The organism is Micromonospora sp. NPDC051006, from assembly GCF_044456245.1.
In the GTDB taxonomy this organism is placed as follows: Bacteria; Actinomycetota; Actinomycetes; order Mycobacteriales; family Micromonosporaceae; genus Micromonospora.
Genome location: NZ_JBITFP010000041.1, coordinates 1 through 17921, shown reverse-complemented (window position 1 = coordinate 17921; position 17921 = coordinate 1). Strand labels below are relative to the sequence as shown.

Annotated in this window: 15 protein-coding genes and 4 pseudogenes; 17 read left to right on the top strand and 2 right to left on the bottom strand. The window is 67.8% G+C overall.

All coding sequences use genetic code 11. The annotated features are described in order from the left end of the window. The 16 genes and pseudogenes from ACIBBA_RS33155 to ACIBBA_RS33080 all read left to right on the top strand — a co-directional run. Positions 1 to 219 (top strand): annotated as a pseudogene (locus tag ACIBBA_RS33155) (hypothetical protein); the annotation flags it as partial. 127 nt (positions 220 to 346) lie between these two features. Continuing rightward, positions 347 to 1468 (top strand): PQQ-dependent sugar dehydrogenase, encoded by a 1122-nt coding sequence (locus ACIBBA_RS33150; RefSeq protein ID WP_396702779.1) that lies wholly within the window; start codon positions 347 to 349, stop codon positions 1466 to 1468. A gap of 132 nt (positions 1469 to 1600) precedes the next feature. Continuing rightward, a complete protein-coding gene (locus ACIBBA_RS33145; RefSeq protein ID WP_396702777.1) occupies positions 1601 to 1834 on the top strand; it encodes a hypothetical protein in 234 nt (77 codons plus the stop codon). Positions 1835 to 1877: 43 nt separating this feature from the next. Further along, positions 1878 to 2156: pseudogene (locus ACIBBA_RS33140) on the top strand (phosphatase PAP2 family protein); the annotation flags it as partial. Further along, positions 2157 to 2807: a DedA family protein gene (locus ACIBBA_RS33135; RefSeq protein ID WP_396702775.1), complete on the top strand. Its 651-nt coding sequence runs from the start codon at positions 2157 to 2159 to the stop codon at positions 2805 to 2807. A gap of 471 nt (positions 2808 to 3278) precedes the next feature. After that, positions 3279 to 3935, top strand: coding sequence for a DedA family protein (locus ACIBBA_RS33130; RefSeq protein ID WP_396702773.1), 657 nt, complete (start codon positions 3279 to 3281; stop codon positions 3933 to 3935). A 289-nt stretch (positions 3936 to 4224) separates the two neighbouring features. Further along, positions 4225 to 4356 carry an ATP-binding protein gene (locus ACIBBA_RS33125; RefSeq protein ID WP_396702781.1) on the top strand — a complete coding sequence of 44 codons (132 nt, stop codon included), beginning with the start codon at positions 4225 to 4227 and terminating at the stop codon, positions 4354 to 4356. 50 nt (positions 4357 to 4406) lie between these two features. Then, positions 4407 to 5789: a ferric reductase-like transmembrane domain-containing protein gene (locus ACIBBA_RS33120; RefSeq protein ID WP_396702771.1), complete on the top strand. Its 1383-nt coding sequence runs from the start codon at positions 4407 to 4409 to the stop codon at positions 5787 to 5789. 115 nt (positions 5790 to 5904) lie between these two features. After that, complete coding sequence (locus tag ACIBBA_RS33115) at positions 5905 to 6411, top strand: FMN-binding protein (RefSeq protein WP_396702769.1); 507 nt, start codon at positions 5905 to 5907, stop codon at positions 6409 to 6411. A gap of 56 nt (positions 6412 to 6467) precedes the next feature. Next, a complete protein-coding gene (locus ACIBBA_RS33110; RefSeq protein WP_396702767.1) occupies positions 6468 to 7190 on the top strand; it encodes an FAD:protein FMN transferase in 723 nt (240 codons plus the stop codon). A gap of 78 nt (positions 7191 to 7268) precedes the next feature. Further along, positions 7269 to 7824 (top strand): annotated as a pseudogene (locus tag ACIBBA_RS33105) (transposase). Between the two features lie 926 nt (positions 7825 to 8750). Next, a complete protein-coding gene (locus ACIBBA_RS33100) occupies positions 8751 to 9200 on the top strand; it encodes a hypothetical protein (protein WP_396702765.1) in 450 nt (149 codons plus the stop codon). Positions 9201 to 9670: 470 nt separating this feature from the next. After that, on the top strand, positions 9671 to 11086 hold the full coding sequence (locus tag ACIBBA_RS33095) for a multicopper oxidase family protein (protein WP_396702763.1): 1416 nt from the start codon (positions 9671 to 9673) through the stop codon (positions 11084 to 11086). A gap of 166 nt (positions 11087 to 11252) precedes the next feature. Next, positions 11253 to 11962, top strand: a pseudogene (locus ACIBBA_RS33090) (alpha/beta fold hydrolase). Between the two features lie 507 nt (positions 11963 to 12469). Then, entirely contained in the window at positions 12470 to 13168 is a 699-nt protein-coding gene (locus ACIBBA_RS33085; RefSeq protein ID WP_396702761.1) for a putative quinol monooxygenase, read from the top strand. Positions 13169 to 13373: 205 nt separating this feature from the next. Then, complete coding sequence (locus tag ACIBBA_RS33080) at positions 13374 to 13967, top strand: transposase (protein WP_396702759.1); 594 nt, start codon at positions 13374 to 13376, stop codon at positions 13965 to 13967. 113 nt (positions 13968 to 14080) lie between these two features. Here the strand turns inward: ACIBBA_RS33080 and ACIBBA_RS33075 are convergent, their stop codons facing one another. Further along, entirely contained in the window at positions 14081 to 14509 is a 429-nt protein-coding gene (locus ACIBBA_RS33075) for a plastocyanin/azurin family copper-binding protein (RefSeq protein WP_396702757.1), read from the bottom strand. Positions 14510 to 15532: 1023 nt separating this feature from the next. Here ACIBBA_RS33075 and ACIBBA_RS33070 point away from each other — a divergent pair. After that, a complete protein-coding gene (locus tag ACIBBA_RS33070; RefSeq protein ID WP_396702755.1) occupies positions 15533 to 16975 on the top strand; it encodes a PKD domain-containing protein in 1443 nt (480 codons plus the stop codon). Positions 16976 to 17315: 340 nt separating this feature from the next. Here the strand turns inward: ACIBBA_RS33070 and ACIBBA_RS33065 are convergent. Continuing rightward, on the bottom strand, positions 17316 to 17921 hold a 606-nt coding region (locus ACIBBA_RS33065), incomplete at its 5' end, for an RNA-guided endonuclease TnpB family protein (protein WP_396702753.1).

Below are 17921 nucleotides of genomic sequence, written 5' to 3'. Positions count from 1 at the left end.
GTCGACGTCGCCCTGGAACTGCGCGACCTGCGCAGCGACGACCTGACCTTCCTGGGCAGCCCGAGCGCGGGCACCGGCATGCGCAGCGGCCAGAGTGTCGTCCTGCCGGACACCGCGAAGGCGAAGGAGCTCTACCAGGCGGTCGCCCACGACACCGTGCAGCAGCACCTAGGCACTGCGGCGCCATCCCCGACACCCAACGCCAACCTCAGCCCCTAACTCCCCGTCCTAAGGCGCCAACTGCCGCCGTCGCCGTCGGCAGCGACCGCTCCTTGTCCGCGGGTCCCTGGCAACGCCCGGCGGGGCCACGGAAAAGGACATCTCATCACGGCTTCGGAGGATCACCATGGCAGTCATTAGCGCAGGTAAACGATGGCAACGGGTATGCGCGGCCCTATTGGTCGTGGCTGCCGTCGCCGGGTGTGATGGCGTCGGCGATCGAGCGCAGCCTCCAACGGCCACCGCCACCAGTATCGCGGCCAGCATCCCGTCCGGAACGCCGGATCTGGACGCCGGCGAAGAGATCGCGCAGGGCTTCGACGTCCCGTGGGGCCTGACGTTCCTGCCAAACGGCGACGCGTTGATCGCCGAACGGAACATCGGCTTGGTGCTGCGGCTGACTCCCGGCGGCGGCGCCCCCCGGCAGGTCTACCAGGTGCCCGGTGTGGTTGCAGGCGGTGAGGGCGGCCTACTCGGCCTTGCTGTTTCGCCCCATTTCGCCGAGGACAACCTGATCTACGCCTACTACACAGCCGAGCAGGACAATCGGATCGTCCGCTTCCACCTCGACGGCGGAGAACCTGAGGTGATTTTCGACGGCATCGCCAAGGGCGGGAACCATAACGGCGGACGCATCGCGTTCGGCCCCGACGGCATGCTGTACGTCGGCACCGGAGACGCCGGCGACACGGGCCGGTCGCAGGATCCGGCGAGCCCGAACGGCAAGATCCTGCGCCTGACACCCGACGGGGCGCCGGCGCCGGGAAACCCGACCGCCGGGTCACCGGTGTACAGCCTCGGGCACCGCAACGTGCAAGGTCTCGCCTGGGACTCCGACGGCCGGCTGTTCGCGGCCGAGTTGGGGCAGAACGAGCTGGACGAGGTCAACCGCATCGAGCCGGGACACAACTATGGCTGGCCCCAGGTGGAGGGGGACGGTGACAGCGACGGGGGGCGGTACACGAACCCGATCGTCACCTGGCCCGTCAGCGACGCCTCGCCGTCGGGCATCGCCATTGCCGGAGACACGGCGTACGTGGCCGCACTGCGTGGCCAGCGGCTGTGGACCATCCCCCTCGACGGCGATACGGCCGATGATCCCTCCGCACAGCTGGTAGGACGCTACGGCCGCCTGCGGACAGTGCAGATCGCCCCGGACGGCGCGCTCTGGCTGACCACCTCTAACACCGATGGCCACAGGGCCGTACGCGATGGTGACGACCGCATCCTGCGCTTCCCCGCACGCTAGCCCAGACCGACGCAGGGCGCCTTCCGGCCGACGCGAAGGGGGTTTGCCGGCGCCGAACCTCACGGCAGACGCTTGACGGAGGCGAAATCCGAGCGGAGCAAGTCGCCAGGACGATTGATGAAAGCAGGTGCCATGAACTACCGACTTTTCGAGCTGGTCAACGGCCATGCCGGGCGGGTGGATGGCATCGACGACGTGATGGAGTTCGCCGCGCAGTACCTGATCTACGTGGTGTTCGCCGTCGCCGCCGTACTCGGGGCGGTCGCGCTGCGGCGCGGGCGACTCCGGCCGGTCATCGCACTGGGCGCCGCGCTGGCAGTGGCTTTCCTCGGACTCTCGTTGTCTCGCACCTCAATGGCGAGGTGAGGCCGTTCCAGACCCACCAGGTCCACCAGTTGATCGCCCACGACAACGGGTGTCATTGCCGAGCGACCACGCCACTGCGGCGTTCACCGCGGCGTTCGGTGTCAGGGTGTTTCTGAGCAGGGGCTGGGGCATGATGCTCGCGGTGCTGGCCACGATGATCGGTGCGTCCCGGGTCTGGGTCGGCGTGCACTACCCGGCCGACATCCTCGCCGGCCTCGCCATCGCTGTCCTCGCCGTGGCGGTCGCCTGGGCAGTGGCCGGACGACGGGAGCTTGATCAACCGACGGCCGGCGCTTCCGGTCTGAGCGGATGGAGCAGCTGAATGAACGTCCTGGACCCGCAGTGGCTCATTTCCACCTTCGGCCTCGTCGGCATCCTCGCGATCGTGTTCGCCGAATCGGGACTGTTGCTCGGGTTCTTCCTGCCCGGCGACTCGCTGCTGTTCACCACCGGACTGCTGGTCGCCGGCAGCCATTACCTGCAGTATCCGCTGTGGCTGGTGTGCCTCCTCGTCGTGGTGGCGGCCATCGCCGGTGACCAGGTCGGCTACCTGTTCGGACGCCGCGTCGGACCGCGGCTGTTCCGACGCCCGAACTCCCGACTGTTCCGCCAGGAGAACCTGCACCGGGCGCAGGGCTTCTTCGACCGATATGGGGCCCGCTCCATCATGCTGGCCCGGTTCGTGCCGATCGTGCGCACCTTCACTCCGATCGTCGCTGGCGCGAGCCGGATGCACTACCGCAGGTTCGTCGCATACAACATCATCGGCGGCAGCCTCTGGGGAGCCGGGGTCACCGTGCTCGGCGCCCTTCTCGGGCAGGTCACGTTCGTCCGCTCCCACATCGAATTCATCCTCATCGGCATCGTGCTCGTCTCGGTCGTACCCATCGCCATCGAACTGCTGCGCGCCCGGCATCGCGCGCATGCCTCCGCACCCGGCGTGCGACCCGGGCCGGGCGGCCCCGGGCGCTGACCGGCCGCCGCCGCGAAAGCGGAGAGGCGAAACGCCACGCCCATCACGGCACGCCTACGCGCCTGTTGCAGCGCCGCCTCGGGAAGGCGGGGATCATCTGCGCGCGGAGCACCCGGTGTGAAAGGCTTTTGCCCCGACCCGTGCCGTTCCTCCGACGGCGTTCACGGAGTCGGGGAGCCGACGTGGGGCGATGCCGCGAAGGGGCTCATCACGGTGGCGCCCGCGCAGTCGCGCGCATGGCCGCATGCCGGCTCCGTTCCCTGGAAAGGGGTGATTGACGTTGGCGGCAGGCCCCCTTGGTGCGGCGCAAGCCACGGTGGCACGGGCTCACGGTTACCGTCCGCGGCGGTCGCCGACTGGAGCACCGGCAACGTCGGTTGTGGCGTCCCGCCCGGTCCCGCGCCTGCTCGGCGCGCTGCCGGCAATCCGCCGGCGGCCGGTGGCCGTCGTACCGGCGCCGGTACGGCTGCCGTGACCAGGCTGACAGACTGGCTGCTGGCCCTGCGCGGCGTCGGCGTCTACCTGCTGGTCGGACTGCTTGTATTCGCGGAAGATGCGCTGTTCATCGGGTTCCTGCTCCCCGGGGAAACCGCTGCCATTCTCGGCGGCGTCGCCGCCAGCCGCGGCCACGTCGACCTCGTGGCCATGATCGCCGTGGTCGTCGGCGCCGCGATCATTGGCGACAGCGCCGGATACGAAGTCGGCCGCCATCTCGGCCCGCGGCTGCTGCGCACCCGCCCCCTGCGACGCCGCGAACAGCGGATAGACGCCGCCCGCGACCTCCTCGCCCGCCGCGGCGGCGCGGCCGTCTTCCTTGGCCGTTTCGTCGCGTTCCTCCGCGCGGTCATGCCCGCCCTGGCCGGCACCGCCCACATGCCCTACCGCACATTTCTCGCCTTCAACGCCGCCGGTGCCCTGGTCTGGGGAACCGGCACGGTCGTACTCGGCTATTTTGCCGGGAACTCCTACAGCACCATTGAGAAGACCTTCGGCCGGGCCGCCGCCCTGATCATCCTCGCGATCGCGGTCGCCGCCGTCATTACTTGGCGGATCCGCCGCCACACCGCCCAGCAACATACGTTCAGCCCACCCGCAGAACCCGGCGGCCGAGCGCACGACACCGACTGAGCTGGCCGCGGGTTGACTTCGCTACCGACCTGGCCGAGGTGACGGTCACCGGCCGGCCTGCGTCCCTGGAACGCATGGTCACCAACTTGCTCGACAACGCGGCCAAATGGAGCGCTGAGAGCGGGCTGGTCCGGATCCGTCTGCGCCCGGTCACCGGTCTTCCGAGTACGGGTCAGCCCAGGACTCCGCCGTGGCGGAGCTGACCATTGCCCTTCCGACCCGGCATGGAGAAAGCGGACCTGCCTCGGATCGTCGACGGTGTCTACCGGGCCACCCCGGCCCGCGCGCCATGCCCGGTTCCGGGCTCGGCCTGGCGATCGTGGCCCAAGCAGTGGAGCTGCACGGCGGCACCGTGACGACGGGCCGGTCGGAGATCAGGGGCGCCCTGCTCACGGTACGTCTGCCGGCGTTCACAAGCTGATCACAGCGACTCCTCATCGACTTCTTAGGTTCCGCCGTCAGGCTTGCCGCGTGATCGGTCGACACACGGCGGAACGGCTGCGGGAAGCGGCCCGGTGGCGGGCGGACGCGGTAGGCACCGCAGCAATCGCATCCCTGGTCGTGGTGCTCGCGCTGTGGCTGCACCGCACCGGACCGCAGGCGCTGACCATGGGCGGCGTCGCGGCAACCTCGTCGCTGGGCCGATTGACCGGCCTGCTCGCAAGTGACCTGCTGCTGATCCAGGTCCTCCTGATGGCCCGAGTGCCGTGGGTCGAGCGCGCCTTCGGCCAGGACCGGCTGACTCGGTGGCACCGGTACACCGGGTTCACCTCGTTTTGGTTGATGCTGGGGCACATCGTGCTGATCGTGTTCGGTTACGCCGGAACCGGCCACACCAACGCGGTGTCCGAGTCCTGGCAGTTGACCACCACCTACCCTGGGATGCTGCTCGCGGTCGCCGGCACCGTTCTGTTGATCGCGGTGGTGGGCCTGTCCATCCGGGCGGCGCGGCGCAGGCTGCGCTACGAGTCCTGGCATCTCCTGCACCTGTACGCCTACCTGGGCGTGGGCCTGGCCCTGCCGCACCAACTCTGGACCGGGGCCGAATTCATCGACTCGCCGGCCACCCGGGTCTACTGGTGGACCAGCTACCTGCTCTGCGCGGGCAGCGTGCTGGTGTTCCGCCTGGGCCTGCCGCTATGGCGCAGCCATAGGCACCGGTTGCGGGTGCGACAGGTCACCTGGGAGTCGCCCGGGGTCTTCTCGGTCCACATCTCCGGTCGCGACCTGCACCGGCTGCCGATCCGCGCAGGGCAGTTCCTCAACTGGCGGTTCCTCAGCGGTAGGGGCTGGAGCCGGGCACACCCGTACTCGCTGTCCGCCCCAGTCCGGGGGAACCTGCTCCGGATCACGGTACGGGCCAACGGCGACGACGCGGACCGCGTCGCCCGCGCCCGCCCGGGAACCCGTGTCCTCATCGAAGGCCCGTACGGGCGCCTCACCAGCGCCGTACGCAGCCGGCCGCAGATCCTGCTGCTCGCCGCCGGAATCGGGATCACCCCGCTCCGCGCACTGCTAGAGGAGCTGCCGTACCAGCCCGGTAAGGCCGCCCTGGTGTACCGCGCCAACCGCGCGGACGACTTCGCCCTCCGCGCTGAGCTGGACGCCATTGCCCGCCGCCGGGGCGCGTCGGTCCATTACCTCGCCGGTCCGGCGCTGGCCCGCGGGTCGTGGCTGCCCGCCGGGCTGGCGCACCTGTCCGATGAGGAGGCATTGCTACGAATAGCGCCCGACGTGCGGGAGCGCGACGTCTACCTGTGTGGCCCGCCGCAGTGGATGGCCGCCGTACGGGCCGCATTGCGAGCGGCCCGCGTGCCTGCCAAGCAGATCCATTGCGAAGCATTCGCCTGGTAAGCCGGACGCCCGCCAGGTCAGATGGCCGTGCGCCTGAGGAGACGGCCTGCACCGAGGCACACAGACATTCATCCGGTGAGCCGGATGTTCGCCGGGGAGACGAGGAGAAAGTGGCATGAGGCGAATCACGCTCGCCCTGGTCAGCACCGTCGCCGTACTGGTGCTGCTATTCAGCTACCGGACCAGCACGTCCGGCATCCCCAACGAATCCGACACCGCCCCACCGGGCATCGTCGGCCCGGCCGTGCCGACCGAGGCACCGCCCACCGGTTCGAGCGGCACCGCGTCACCCAGCGGCGCCGCCCAAAGCGGTGCGTCCCCGGCTCGTCCCACCGACAGGGTGACGGTCAACGGAAGCGTGGTCGACAACGGATACGGCCCGGTCCAGGTGCGGCTGCAGATCACGGCCGGCCGGATCACCGACGTGACGACGCTGGCGTTGCCCGAGGACGGCCATTCGCGGCGGATCAACTCCAACGCGGTGCCGCAACTGCGCCAGGAGGTACTCAGCGCGCAGGACGTGCAGGTGGACACCGTCAGCGGCGCCACCGCCACCACCGACGCCTACCTCCAGTCGATCCAGGCCGCGTTGGACGCGGCGCACCTGGGCGGTGGATCGTGAGGAGGTCCGGCCTGGCAGCCGCCGCTCGGCGGGCCTGGGTCGAGCAAATCATGGGCATGCCGATCTCGGTTCACGTACGAGCCGGGGCGGACACACCCGGAATTGCCGCCGCAGTGGGCGCAGCCTTCGACGAGTTGCGCGCGGCCGACCGGATGTTCAGCACGTACCGTCCGGACAGCCAGATCAGCGAACTGAACCGTGGCCTGCGGCGCCTCGCGGACTGCGACCAGCCCGTGCGCGAGGTGCTGGAACTGTGCGAGGAGGCCCGCTGGCGCACCGACGGCTACTTCGACGCGATGCTGCCCGGCGCCAATGGACGGATTCGATTCGACCCGTCCGGCCTGGTCAAGGGCTGGGCGGTGGAGCGGGCCGGCCGGTTGCTCGCCGAGCGGGCGGTCGCCGACTTCAGCCTCAACGCCGGTGGGGACATCACCCTGCGGACCGGGCCGGGCCAGCCGGAGTGGCGAGTCGGAGTGGAGGATCCCGCCGACCCGCGCCGGCTGCTGGCCGTGCTGCCGGTACGCCACGGCGCCGTCGCCACATCCGGTACCGGTCGCCGGGGCGCTCACATCCTCGACCCGCACACCGGCCGGCCGGTCAACGCCCTGGCCTCGGTGACCGTGATCGGTCCCTCCTTGACCTGGGCGGACGTCTACGCCACGGCTGCTCTCGCCGGAGGTTCCCGCAGCCTGTCGTGGTTGCGGAGGCAGACGGGTTACCGGGCAATAGCAGTCGATGACACCGGCGAAACCGGGTCATCCACGTTATACGCCCTTTGAAGGGCTCTGTTGCGTTGAACGTCGGCAAGATCGAGGCAGACTTGAGCAGTAAAGTCATCGACCCGACCTGGACCGTGGCTGCCTCCGACGTCCGCGTTCGCCGGGTTCCGGTTCCCGCCGGAGGTGATCGTGGTCGGGGTGCGCTGGTATCTACGCTTCGACCTGTCGTATTGGGACGTTGCGGAACTGCTGGTCGAACGTGGCGTGGAGGTTGATCACGTCACCGCCTACCGGTGGGTGCAGCGGTTCACCCGACGTGCTGGTCTCGGCCCGCCGGGACGCCGAAGCGGCCCGCAGGTTCTTTCGCGGGGCGCTGTCGACATTGAAGGTGACACCCAGCGAGGTCGTCACCGACGCCGCGCCGGTCTACCCCGGGGTGCTGGATGAGCTGGTCCCGTCCGCGCGGCACCACGTCGAGCAGTACGCCAATAACCCGATCGAGGCTGATCACAGCCAGCTCAAACACCGGTTGAGACCGATGCGCGGGCTACGACGGACACGACAGCACAAGTGATCATCGCCGGGCCACGCGTTCATGCAGAACCTGCGCCGCGGACACTACGAACTCGCCATCAGCACCCCGCCCGCTCTGCGGGTCGCCGCCGCGTTCACCGAACTCGCCCAAGCGATCTGACCACGGGGGGCCGACACGGGTTCAACGCGTCCACCGATCCGACAATGCAACAGCGCCCTCAGAAGGCTTGCCGGTCGGTAATGCCCACCGGCGGCTCGGGTCGCGGCCGTGACGGCAACGGCCCTGGCGATGGACCGGTGACGAACCCGGCGTACGCCAACTGCCTCTCAGACCACAGAGTGCAGCCTGGCACCACCCCGGACGCCAGTGATTCGACGGCTAGTGCAGCGGTGGAGGCGCGCAAGGCGCTCAAACCGGCACCCGCCGCGAGCTGACCGCCGCCGCCGTTCGCCCAAGATCCGCGCATCGAGTATCAGCAGAAGCGGCGGTGAGCACGGGCGCGAGCTTCAACGACGGTCGCAGGGTCGCAACTTCTGCAACTTCCGCGAAGTCGACTCGGATGGCCTTTTCAGGAGGTTCAGGGCCCGCCCATAGGTGCCACACAGGAACGGCAGCGACTCTTGCCTGGCTGTCCGAGTGAGAGGAGCGCGATGATGAACGAGCACAAGTCGACACACTCACACGAAACCTTTTCCGCTGGCCCGGTGCCGACGGCCACATCAGGACCGTCGGCCGCTGGATGTTCAGGCGGGGGCGCTGCGCCGCCTCCTGCAGGACAGGCAGGCCGGTCGAGGGCCTGGCGGTTGCTGCCGAGCAGGAAGGGTGGCTGGGTTGCGGGCGCCGCACTGATGTCTGCGGTGATTGGACTCTCCGCCTGTACCGCTACCGCTACGTCCTCTCCGGCGACAGCCGCTTCCCCCTCGGCGACCGCCGAGTCCGGCGCGCCCAGCGGCCCCGCTGGCGGTCCCCAACCCGCTGGCGGGGGATCCAACGCCCGATCCGGACCGGCCGAAGGGGGATCGATCGGCACGGTCGACAGCGTGTCCACGCCGAGTTTCACCATGTCGACATCAGCGGGTCAGAAGGTGACCGTCAACGAGACAGCCTCCACCACGTACCAGAAGGGGACGACCTCATCCTCGGCGAGTGCCCTCACCACGGGTGAGCCTGTGCTCGTACTCGGGACGACCAGCGGAACCACGATCACGGCCACCCAGGTCGTCGTGCAACCGGCTGCCGGCGAAGGATCTGCGACGTCCTCCGCCGCAGATGTGGTCCCCTTCCAGCGTGGCGCACCCAGCACGCCGAAGCAGCTCGGCCAGGTCCCGGCAAACTACACCGAGGGTTCCGGATCGGTCGTCGACGGAACGGCAGCGGACAACGCCACGAAAGCCGCGTTGGCCGCCTACCCGGGAGGCGTCGTCGACCGCGTCGTGCAGCTGAGCAGCGGCGAGTACGAGGTCCACTACATCGGCGTCAACTGGCCGCACCACATCTTCGTCGACCAGGACTTCCACGTCATGGGCGCCGAGTAGCCGCCGCGGCTGGGCATACCTCAGGTCGGAAGGAGGCCAAATTCGGGGACGCAGTACCCGGATTAGTTCGCCTTCGTCCCGTCAGTCCTCTACCCGCACGATTAGAGCGGGCCACCGCCCGGGGCGCCATGAAGCGGACCGTGACAATAGGGACGCTCGCGCCCCGGGCGGCGGTCTGCTCGGCTCTGCGCCAGCCCGACGGCGGCGGGATGTGCTTTCCCCCAACCGCCCAGGACGGCTCCTTCGCCCGCTTCCCCTCAAGACACGAGTTGGTGTCCGCGACCCCTGAAGGGGCGGCCGTGGGCGGGTGCGAAGGTCTGCCAGATCCGACCCGCCGGTCCGAGGGCTGTCGTACGGTCAAGGACAACAGGCGTCGGATTGCAGGACGATGACCCGGGGCGAGGCCGCCGGATCCCATTCGTCCTGTGCGGAATGCCTGACATCTGTACGGACATCCCCGAGGGGGTCCAATGCGTCGTCCTACCTGGCTCGTCGTCGCCCTCGTTGAGTTGATCATTGGGGCGGGCGGCTACCTCGTGATGAGGGAGGTTGCCGGGGAACCGTCACCGGCCTCGTCGGAGCAGGCGGGCCTCCCGTTGCGGAATCCCGAGCAGTGGGTGAGCGAGAACGGGGTGTTGCGGGTACGGATAGCCCTGGAGCGACGGCGGGTGGACGTGGCCGGCCAGAAGCTTCGGGCCGTGGCGTACAACGGCCACTACATGCCACCCACGCTGCGGTTCCGGCCAGGAGACAGGCTGGAATTGGCGCTGGAGAACCGGCTGGGCGAACCCACCAACCTCCACGTGCACGGGCTCCACGTCTCCCCCAAGGGCAACTCAGACAACGTTCTCACCCACATCCACCAAGGGGCGACGTTCCACTACTCCTACCAATTTCCGAGCAATCTCGCGCCCGGCACCTACTGGTATCACTCACACGCACACCCGCTGTCTGAGGCGCAGGTTTCTGGCGGGGCCTCGGGCATCATCATCGTCGACGGACTCCAGCAGTACCTGCCGCCGAACCTACGCAACATCACCGAGCAGGTCGTCGCGCTCAAGGATTTCCAGGTCCAGGGCGACGCGATCAAGACCGAGAACATAAATATCAGCGCAACCACGAAACGCACAGTCAACGGCCAACTCAACCCCACCCTCAAAATCCGGCCGGGTGAAGTCCAACTCTGGCGGCTGGCCAACATCAGTGCCAACATATTTTATCAACTGCGCCTAAAAGGCCAGAAATTCAACGTCATCGCCCAGGACGCCAACCCGGTTAACCGGATCTTCGCAGCAGAATCGCTCATCCTGCCCGCCGGCGCCCGGTTCGACGTCCTCGTCGAGGGAGGCCCGCCCGGCAGCACGCAGCTCGAGACGCTGCCGTACAACACGGGATCGGCCGGCGACCAATTCCCGCAGGCCAACTTGGCGACGGTGATCTCGGACGGGGAGCGGATGACCCCGCCGGCCCTGCCGTCGACGTTCGCGCCGACCGAGGACCTTCGGAACGCCACGGTCGACGCGAAGCGCACAGTCGTGTTCTCCGAGAATTCAGCAGGGACCCAGTTCTTCATCAACGACAAGCAGTTCGCTGAAAACCGAGTTGACATCCGGGCCAAGCTGAACACGGTTGAGGAGTGGACGGTGCGCAACACCAGCAACGAGCAACACAGCTTCCACGTCCACACCAACGACTTCCAGGTGATGAGCGTCAACGGCAAACCGCAGGAAAGCCACGGCTTGCAGGACACCGCGATCCTTCCCGCCAACGGTGAGATCGTCATCAGGACGCACTTCACCGACTACACGGGGAAAACAGTCCTGCACTGCCACATCCTCCAGCACGAGGACGCCGGCATGATGGCGATCCTGGAGATCGTCAGGTAGTTCGATGGGCCTGTGGATTTAAGGGTGTTTCCGGCCTGACCCGTCGGGCTTCGTGCCCTGGTGAGGAGAGTGCCGTGATGAACGCGCTGGCCCACCGTCTGACAGTCGGTTGCCGTCCAGCGAGAACTCGCGCCGGACGGTGGCGCTCGGGAACAGGAGGAACACAATGAGTTCAGAATCGACGGCGAAGAACGTCGTCCCCGTGCACGGCGGCTTCGTGGACGGATCCGGCTGGCAGGCCGTTTACGACGAGCTCACCAACGACGGCTACAAGGTCACCATCGTGCAGAACCCGACCACGTCGCTCGCGGGCGACGTAGCCGCCACCCACTGGGTTCTCGACGAGCAGGACGGCCCGGCGATCCTCGTCGGCCACTCCTACGGCGGAGCCGTTATCAGCGAGGCCGGAAACCACCCCAAGGTGGCTGGGCTGGTTTACATCGCGGCGTTCGCCCCCGACGAGGGAGAATCCGTGAACACCCTGATCGCCAACCCGCCGCCCGGCGCCCCCGTACCGCCGATCCTGCCCCCCCCAAGGACGGCCTCCTGCTGCTCGATCGGGAGAAGTTCGCCGACTCTTTCGCCGGCGACCTCCCCGCCCAGCAAGCCGCCTTCATGGCTGACTCGCAGGTGCCGTGGGGAGTGGACGCGCTGGGCGGCCAGGTGACCGAACCCGCCTGGCGCAGCAAGCCGAGCTGGTATCTGGTCGCCACCGAGGACAAGATGATCCCGCCGCCGGCGCAGCGGGCCATGAGCGAGCGCACCAGCTCGACGGTGGTGGAAGCCGCCGGAAGCCACGCGATCTACGTGTCCCAGCCTGCCGCGGTCGCCTCGCTGATCAAGGACGCGGCAAGCGGTGTGAGCAGCGCGAAGTGATCCGCGACCGGTGGAACTCCGGTCGCCTACCGTCCGGACGGCTGGCGGCCAGGAGCTCCCGTGTCACCGACACGCGGGGCCGACAGCCACACCCCTTGCTGCAGCCGGCATTGCGAATCTCTGCCGACCTGATGTCAGCGACACGCACCGCGGCCCTTTCGCCTGCGCGTCACCGAAGCCGAGCTCGGCACTTCCGTCGGCACCCCGCACCGATCTCCCCACCAGGTCCCCACCGCCCCAGCAACACGTGACAAGACCGCCCGCGCCACCCGCCAAACCCGCCCGCAGCCTCGCCGCACTCGCGACGCAGGTCAACACCACCGGGAGTGGCCGGGTGACAGACGTGGAGCCGACCGTGAGCCGGGCGAGCATCGGCTATCAGCGTCTTCGCTGTTCCGGCCTCGAAGCCTGAGGCAGGGACCAACGGCGGTTTGCCCGTTCGCCTAGTGGGAAGCCGCAGGCCCGAAGCGAAGTCTGCCAGCAGTACGGCACCCGCAAGGAGATCAGATGGATGCGAGCGTAATCGCCGGAGCGGACGAGGCGTCACCCTCGCCGGCACCCGACCGGGTCGCCGTAATCGCCCAGTTCATCGCGAAGCACGGCCAGGAAGCCGACGTGTGTGACGCCCTACTGCACTTGGTCGAGCCCTCTCGCGCCGATCCTGGGAACCTCAGCTACGACCTGCATCGGTTAAAGAACAATCCAGCGGTGTTCTACCTTCTGGCCAACTGGGCGGACCAGTTTGCCCTCGATCAGCACATGGCGAGCGCGCACGTACGGACTCTGCTGCGCGAGCAGGCTGTTCCAGATCTGGTGGCTCCACCCATGGTGCGCCCCGCGCGGCTACTTTCCAGCCCGGACACCAGACCGGACCGGCCGCGGGCGACCGCGAACTCCAGCGCCCAAGTGACCCTCGTCCCGTTCTTCACCATCAGTCCGGGTGCCGTCGACGTGGTACGCCAGGCCCACCTGGCGATGGTGGAGCCGACCCGGGCTGAACCGGGTTGTCTCGACTATGACCTGTACCAGTCCCGGGAGGATCCGCGGGTGATGTTCTTCTACGAGAACTGGACTGACCAGGACGCGCTCGCCAGGCACATGAACACGCCGAAATTTCTTCGTTATGTGCGGGGCGAGGTCGACGGGCGACTGGTGGTCCCGTGGACCGCGCACATGATGGCGATGATCAGCCAGCCTGCCCGGTAACGAGCGGGACCGCATCGCAGGAAGGACGTTAGGTCGGGACGGAGCCTTCTCGGCTCGCTTCGCCGCTGGAAACCACGCGATCGAACATCGAAGCGAATCCGTGCCGCAGTCTCACCGAGCTGGCAGTCGCGGACCGGCCGCACACCTCGCCGAGGTCGGCGCGCTTCGCAGCGGGCTACCGGTCGCATACTCGTTGTCAAGGTCGATGGTCAGGGAAATACGCGACCCTGCAACCGAACACCGCGATGACTTGGTCCGCACCCGAACCCAGACCATCAACCGGCTGCATGCGCTGCTCGCCCAACTCATTCCCGGCGGCCTGCCCCGCGGACTGACCGCCGAGACCGCGGCCGCCGCCCTGCGCAGCATCCGCCCTCGGGCCGTGCTGGCCCGCACCTTGCGCCAAGTGGCCGTGGACCTGCTCAGCGAGGTGCGCCGCCTCGATCAGCGCATCGCCGAGGCAACAGCGACCCTGTCCGCCGTCGCAGCCTCAGGCACCACCCTGACCGATCTGCACGGCATCAGAGACGTGATCGCTGCGAAGATTTTGGCCCGCTCCGGCGCTGTCAGCAGGTTACGGGAAATCTGCGTTCGCCTCGTACTGCGGTGTATCGCGCCGATAGAAGTGTCATCCGGTGACATTCAACGCCATCGCCTATCGCGCGACGGCGACCGGCAGCTGAACTACGCGCTGCATGTCATGGCAATGGCCCAGATCAAACGAGCGACCCCGGGCCGGGACTATTACCAGCGCAACGAGCCGCAGGCAAGACTCACAAAGAAGCTATGCGCTGCCTGAAACGCCGCCTCGCAGACGTCGTCTACCGCACCATGATCCACGACACGGAGACCTTTCTGCTACCAACGCCTTGACACAGATAGGTGCCCTTAGCGAGATAGTCCCTACATCCCTCAGCCGACCTGGATCGTCGTATCCATGCCTAGGGCCTTGTGATTATCGAGGGAGCACCATAGTTCGTAGGAGCCCTGCTGCAGGGTCACTGTGACCTGGCCGGTGGCGCCTGGCTGCACGTTGGGTGAGGCCTGGGCGTCGACTCCCGGGCCCTTGATCGTCAAGTTATGCGACATCGTTCCCTGGTTTACCACCTCAAAGGTGTACGCCCCGGGCGTGAAGGTGGTTGTTGACAGGGTGATCGAGTATTCCTTCTCGGTTGCCGTGACCGTGGTGCCTGTCGTCGCCGGCGAGGCTGCGGGAGAGTTGGTGCCGCTGTTAGTGCTGTTTGGGGTGGGAGAGTCGCCGCCGCCGCAGCTGGTGAGCAGTAGCGCTGCCCCCGCTCCGGCCGCTAGCACAAGCATGACTCTGCGCTTGAATGCGCCCATCTCTCGGCCCTCCGATCCATGTCGAGTATCACCGGTTCGGGGTCAATTCACCCGTCAATCGGCAGATAAGTCCGGAGCGTTTGGGGCAGGAGCGCGGGGATGGTCAGTGCCGGCACGGCGCTTCAACTCCCGAACCGTGGGACAACCTGTCGGGGCGAGTTGCCACGCAAGAACCAGGCACCCAGGTTCCAGGGCGCGAGCCCCCGTCGGCTGGCCGCCCATCCGCCCGACCGGGCACGCCGATCCGCACCCCAACGCCACGCCAAGCCGGTCGTGGGCGAGGCGACCGCGATCCGCCAGGTCGCTGCGGCGGCAATCACCCCGCAGGACGCCAGCACTCGACGACCTCGTCGACCGGCTCTCCCGCCACGAGCCCACCGACACCACCGCCGACGCGGGCAGCACCAGCGACAGCACCAGGCGTGGCAGCCGCAAGATCCGCAAAGCCTGACCGCCTCCCGCCGACCTACCGGGCGGTGGCGCTGTCGCGGCGACCCTCGGCCTTCCGTGGCGCCTTCCGCTGACGCTTCACCGGTCCTTCACCGCCTCTCACCACCTGACGCGGCTGGTGGGCGGCCGGATGCGCCTGTCTCGTTGCACAGCCGTGACCGCCCATGGTCATCGGCGTCGACAGTTCCAGACTCCTCGCCACCGGCCTGCACGGCGAGCACCCGGTCGGACCCGCCTGGACCCTCACCGTCAACCCCGGCTCCCGCCGGTGGCTGCACGAGCTGCCCAGCGACCATGGCCCCACAACACCGCCACTAACCCCCACCGCTACATCGGCGACGGCGACGAGGCCTAACAGTCGCCCACGCGTCTCGGTGCCCTACACCGGGCCACCCTTTGCACATCCTTAGCGATCTCTTAACCGTCTCACGGCGAGACTTCGGATTCCATCGGTGCGTTCGCGCGCCGCCGACGTGAAAAAGAGAGGCCCTTCTTCATATCCGTACCACCGGAATCCCTCCGCCGGCGATAGCGCCAGACGTGGCGGGGATACGGGAACTAGGAGGATTTGCAGTGGTCAGACGCAATGTGGCACGGCTCGTTGTCACGTTCACGGGGGTGATCGCACTGCTGCTCGGGGGGCAGACCGTCGCCTTCGCCGCACCGACCAACGACGACTACTCCGCCGCCATCGCGGTGGAGTCCGTTCCCTTCACCACCACCATCGACACCAGCGACGCCACGTCGGACCCGACGGACCCGACCGGGTGCTACAACAACGGATCGGTGTGGTTCAACTTCACGCCGACCCGGGACATGTGGATCCAGGCCGACACCATCGGCAGCAACTACAACACGGTGCTCTCCGCCTGGACCGGCGACCAGGGGGCACTGACCCTGGTCGGCTGCAACGACAATTACTACAGCCAGGACGCGCGGCTCGCCTTCACCGTCAACGCCGGCACCACCTACCGCTTTATGGCCGGCTACTGCTGCGGCAACGGCCGCGACGGGGGCGGTTCGCTTCGGTTCTCTGTCAAGGAGGTCCTGCCGCCAGCGAACGACAACTTCGCCGACGCGATTCCGGTCGGCGCGCTGCCCTACGCGGACACCCAGGACTACCAGGGTGCCACCCGGGAGACGGGCGAGCCCTCGTCCTGTTTCACCCCGACCCGTACGGCCTGGTACTCGTACACGCCGACGACCACCGGGTCGATCACGGCCCGGACGAGCCCGGGCTATGCCGGCATGGCCGTGTACACGGGCTCCTCGCTCACCGACCTGGTCATGTCCGGATGCAGCACCCTCTACAGCTATCGACCGCTGACCTTCCAGGCGGAGGCGGGTAAGACATACCTGTTCCAGGTGGCGGCGGACGGAGTCAACGTGCACACCTTCCAACTGGAGGTCGCGAAGCAACCCACGGCGGAGTTCTACTACTGGCCGAGCGAGCCCAGCTCGTACGACCGGATCAGTTTCAGCAGCTCCGTCAATGATCCGGCGGGTGCCGGCATCTCCTCCTACGCCTGGGACTTCGGTGACGGGACGACGTCGGCCGACCCGAATCCGGTCCACCAGATAACAGCCGATGGCGATCACACGGTCAGATTGACGGTACGGACGCCTGACGGGCGGACCGCGTCCGCCACCCACGTGATCCAGGTGCGCACCCACGACGTCGCGATCGTGCGGATGACGGTGCCCACGACGGCGCGGGTCGGGCAGACCATCGGAGTCGACGTCCACGTGCGAAACACCCGGTACGACGAGAGCGTACGGGTCGAGCTCGAACGGAGCACTCCAACGTCGGGCTACCAGCCGGTCGGGGCGTTGACCCAGCCGGTCCCGGCCACCGCCAGTAACAAGACCACCCGATTCTCGTTCACCTACACCGTCACCAGCGACGACCTGGCCTCCGGGAAGCTCACCTTCCGGGCCTCGGCCGACCCGAGCCCGAGCCGCGACGCGCTCCCAGTGGACAACGAACTGCTCTCGACCCCGGTCATCATCAAATAAGTCGGCGGCGCCCCGGGTCGTCAAGACCCGGGGCGCCACTCGACGCCGGTCCAACTTTTGTTGCCTGGCGGAAACCGGGACACCGACGCGTCGGCGCGAAGGAACATCAGGGCATCCGCTCAGCTCATCAACAGGCTCTGTCGATACGCGGCGTGATCTCACAAAGACGGCCCCGGGAGACCAGCTCGCAACCCGGCTCTCGGCGGCGCACCTCGTGGCCATGGTTGCATCGGTGGCTGTGGCACTGGCAGCCCGCCGATCACCGCGGCACCACCCAAGGTGGCGGCGGGCCTGCTCACCGGGATGGGGCGGCATCCTGCTCACAGCGCAGGTGACACCGTTACCTTTCAGTGAGCAAGCGTGACTCCTGATTGGCAGTCGTCCGTTGCCGGGCGACGTTGACCGGATGAGCCGGTCTAGACGCTTCACGGCCCGCTGCCCCGCCTGCGGATGCAGGTCTTACGGGTCTTACGTAGGCTCCACGTCCTGTTTTTGCGTCGCCCGGCAACTCCAGGTCGACGTGCCGCACGAGCGCGGCGAGATTACGTGCGGCGTTGACGTCCCGGTCCAGGGACAGCCGGCACGCGGTGCAGTGGAATGTGCGCTCGGCCAGCGACAGCTTGGGTTTCACCGTCTTGCAGGCGGAGCATGTCTTGGAGCTGGGGTACCACCGGTCGGCGACGTACAGCGTGCTGCCGTACCAGCCGCTCTTGTAGCCGAGGTGCCGGCGCAGCGTCGCCGGGGCGGCGTCGGTCAGGGACCGGGCCAGCTTGCGGTTACGCACCATCCCGGCCACGTGGAGGTCCTCCACGACGACCGTGGTGAACTGCTGCGCCAGGCGGGTGGTGAGTTGGTGCCACGAGTCGGCGCGGACGGCCGCGACCGTGGCGTGCAGTCGAGCCACCGCGTCCTGTGCCCGCTGCCACCGGTTCGACGCGGTCCGCTT

Excerpts from the sequence above, each read along its gene's own strand:
- ACIBBA_RS33150 (WP_396702779.1), top strand. The coding sequence starts at position 347 with ATGGCAGTCATTAGCGCAGGTAAACGATGGCAACGGGTATGCGCGGCC.
- ACIBBA_RS33145 (WP_396702777.1), top strand. The coding sequence starts at position 1,601 with ATGAACTACCGACTTTTCGAGCTGGTCAACGGCCATGCCGGGCGGGTG.
- ACIBBA_RS33135 (WP_396702775.1), top strand. The coding sequence starts at position 2,157 with ATGAACGTCCTGGACCCGCAGTGGCTCATTTCCACCTTCGGCCTCGTC.
- ACIBBA_RS33125 (WP_396702781.1), top strand. The coding sequence starts at position 4,225 with ATGCCCGGTTCCGGGCTCGGCCTGGCGATCGTGGCCCAAGCAGTGGAG.
- ACIBBA_RS33115 (WP_396702769.1), top strand. The coding sequence starts at position 5,905 with ATGAGGCGAATCACGCTCGCCCTGGTCAGCACCGTCGCCGTACTGGTG.
- ACIBBA_RS33110 (WP_396702767.1), top strand. The coding sequence starts at position 6,468 with ATGCCGATCTCGGTTCACGTACGAGCCGGGGCGGACACACCCGGAATT.
- ACIBBA_RS33095 (WP_396702763.1), top strand. The coding sequence starts at position 9,671 with ATGCGTCGTCCTACCTGGCTCGTCGTCGCCCTCGTTGAGTTGATCATT.
- ACIBBA_RS33085 (WP_396702761.1), top strand. The coding sequence starts at position 12,470 with ATGGATGCGAGCGTAATCGCCGGAGCGGACGAGGCGTCACCCTCGCCG.
- ACIBBA_RS33080 (WP_396702759.1), top strand. The coding sequence starts at position 13,374 with ATGGTCAGGGAAATACGCGACCCTGCAACCGAACACCGCGATGACTTG.
- ACIBBA_RS33075 (WP_396702757.1), bottom strand. The coding sequence starts at position 14,509 with ATGGGCGCATTCAAGCGCAGAGTCATGCTTGTGCTAGCGGCCGGAGCG.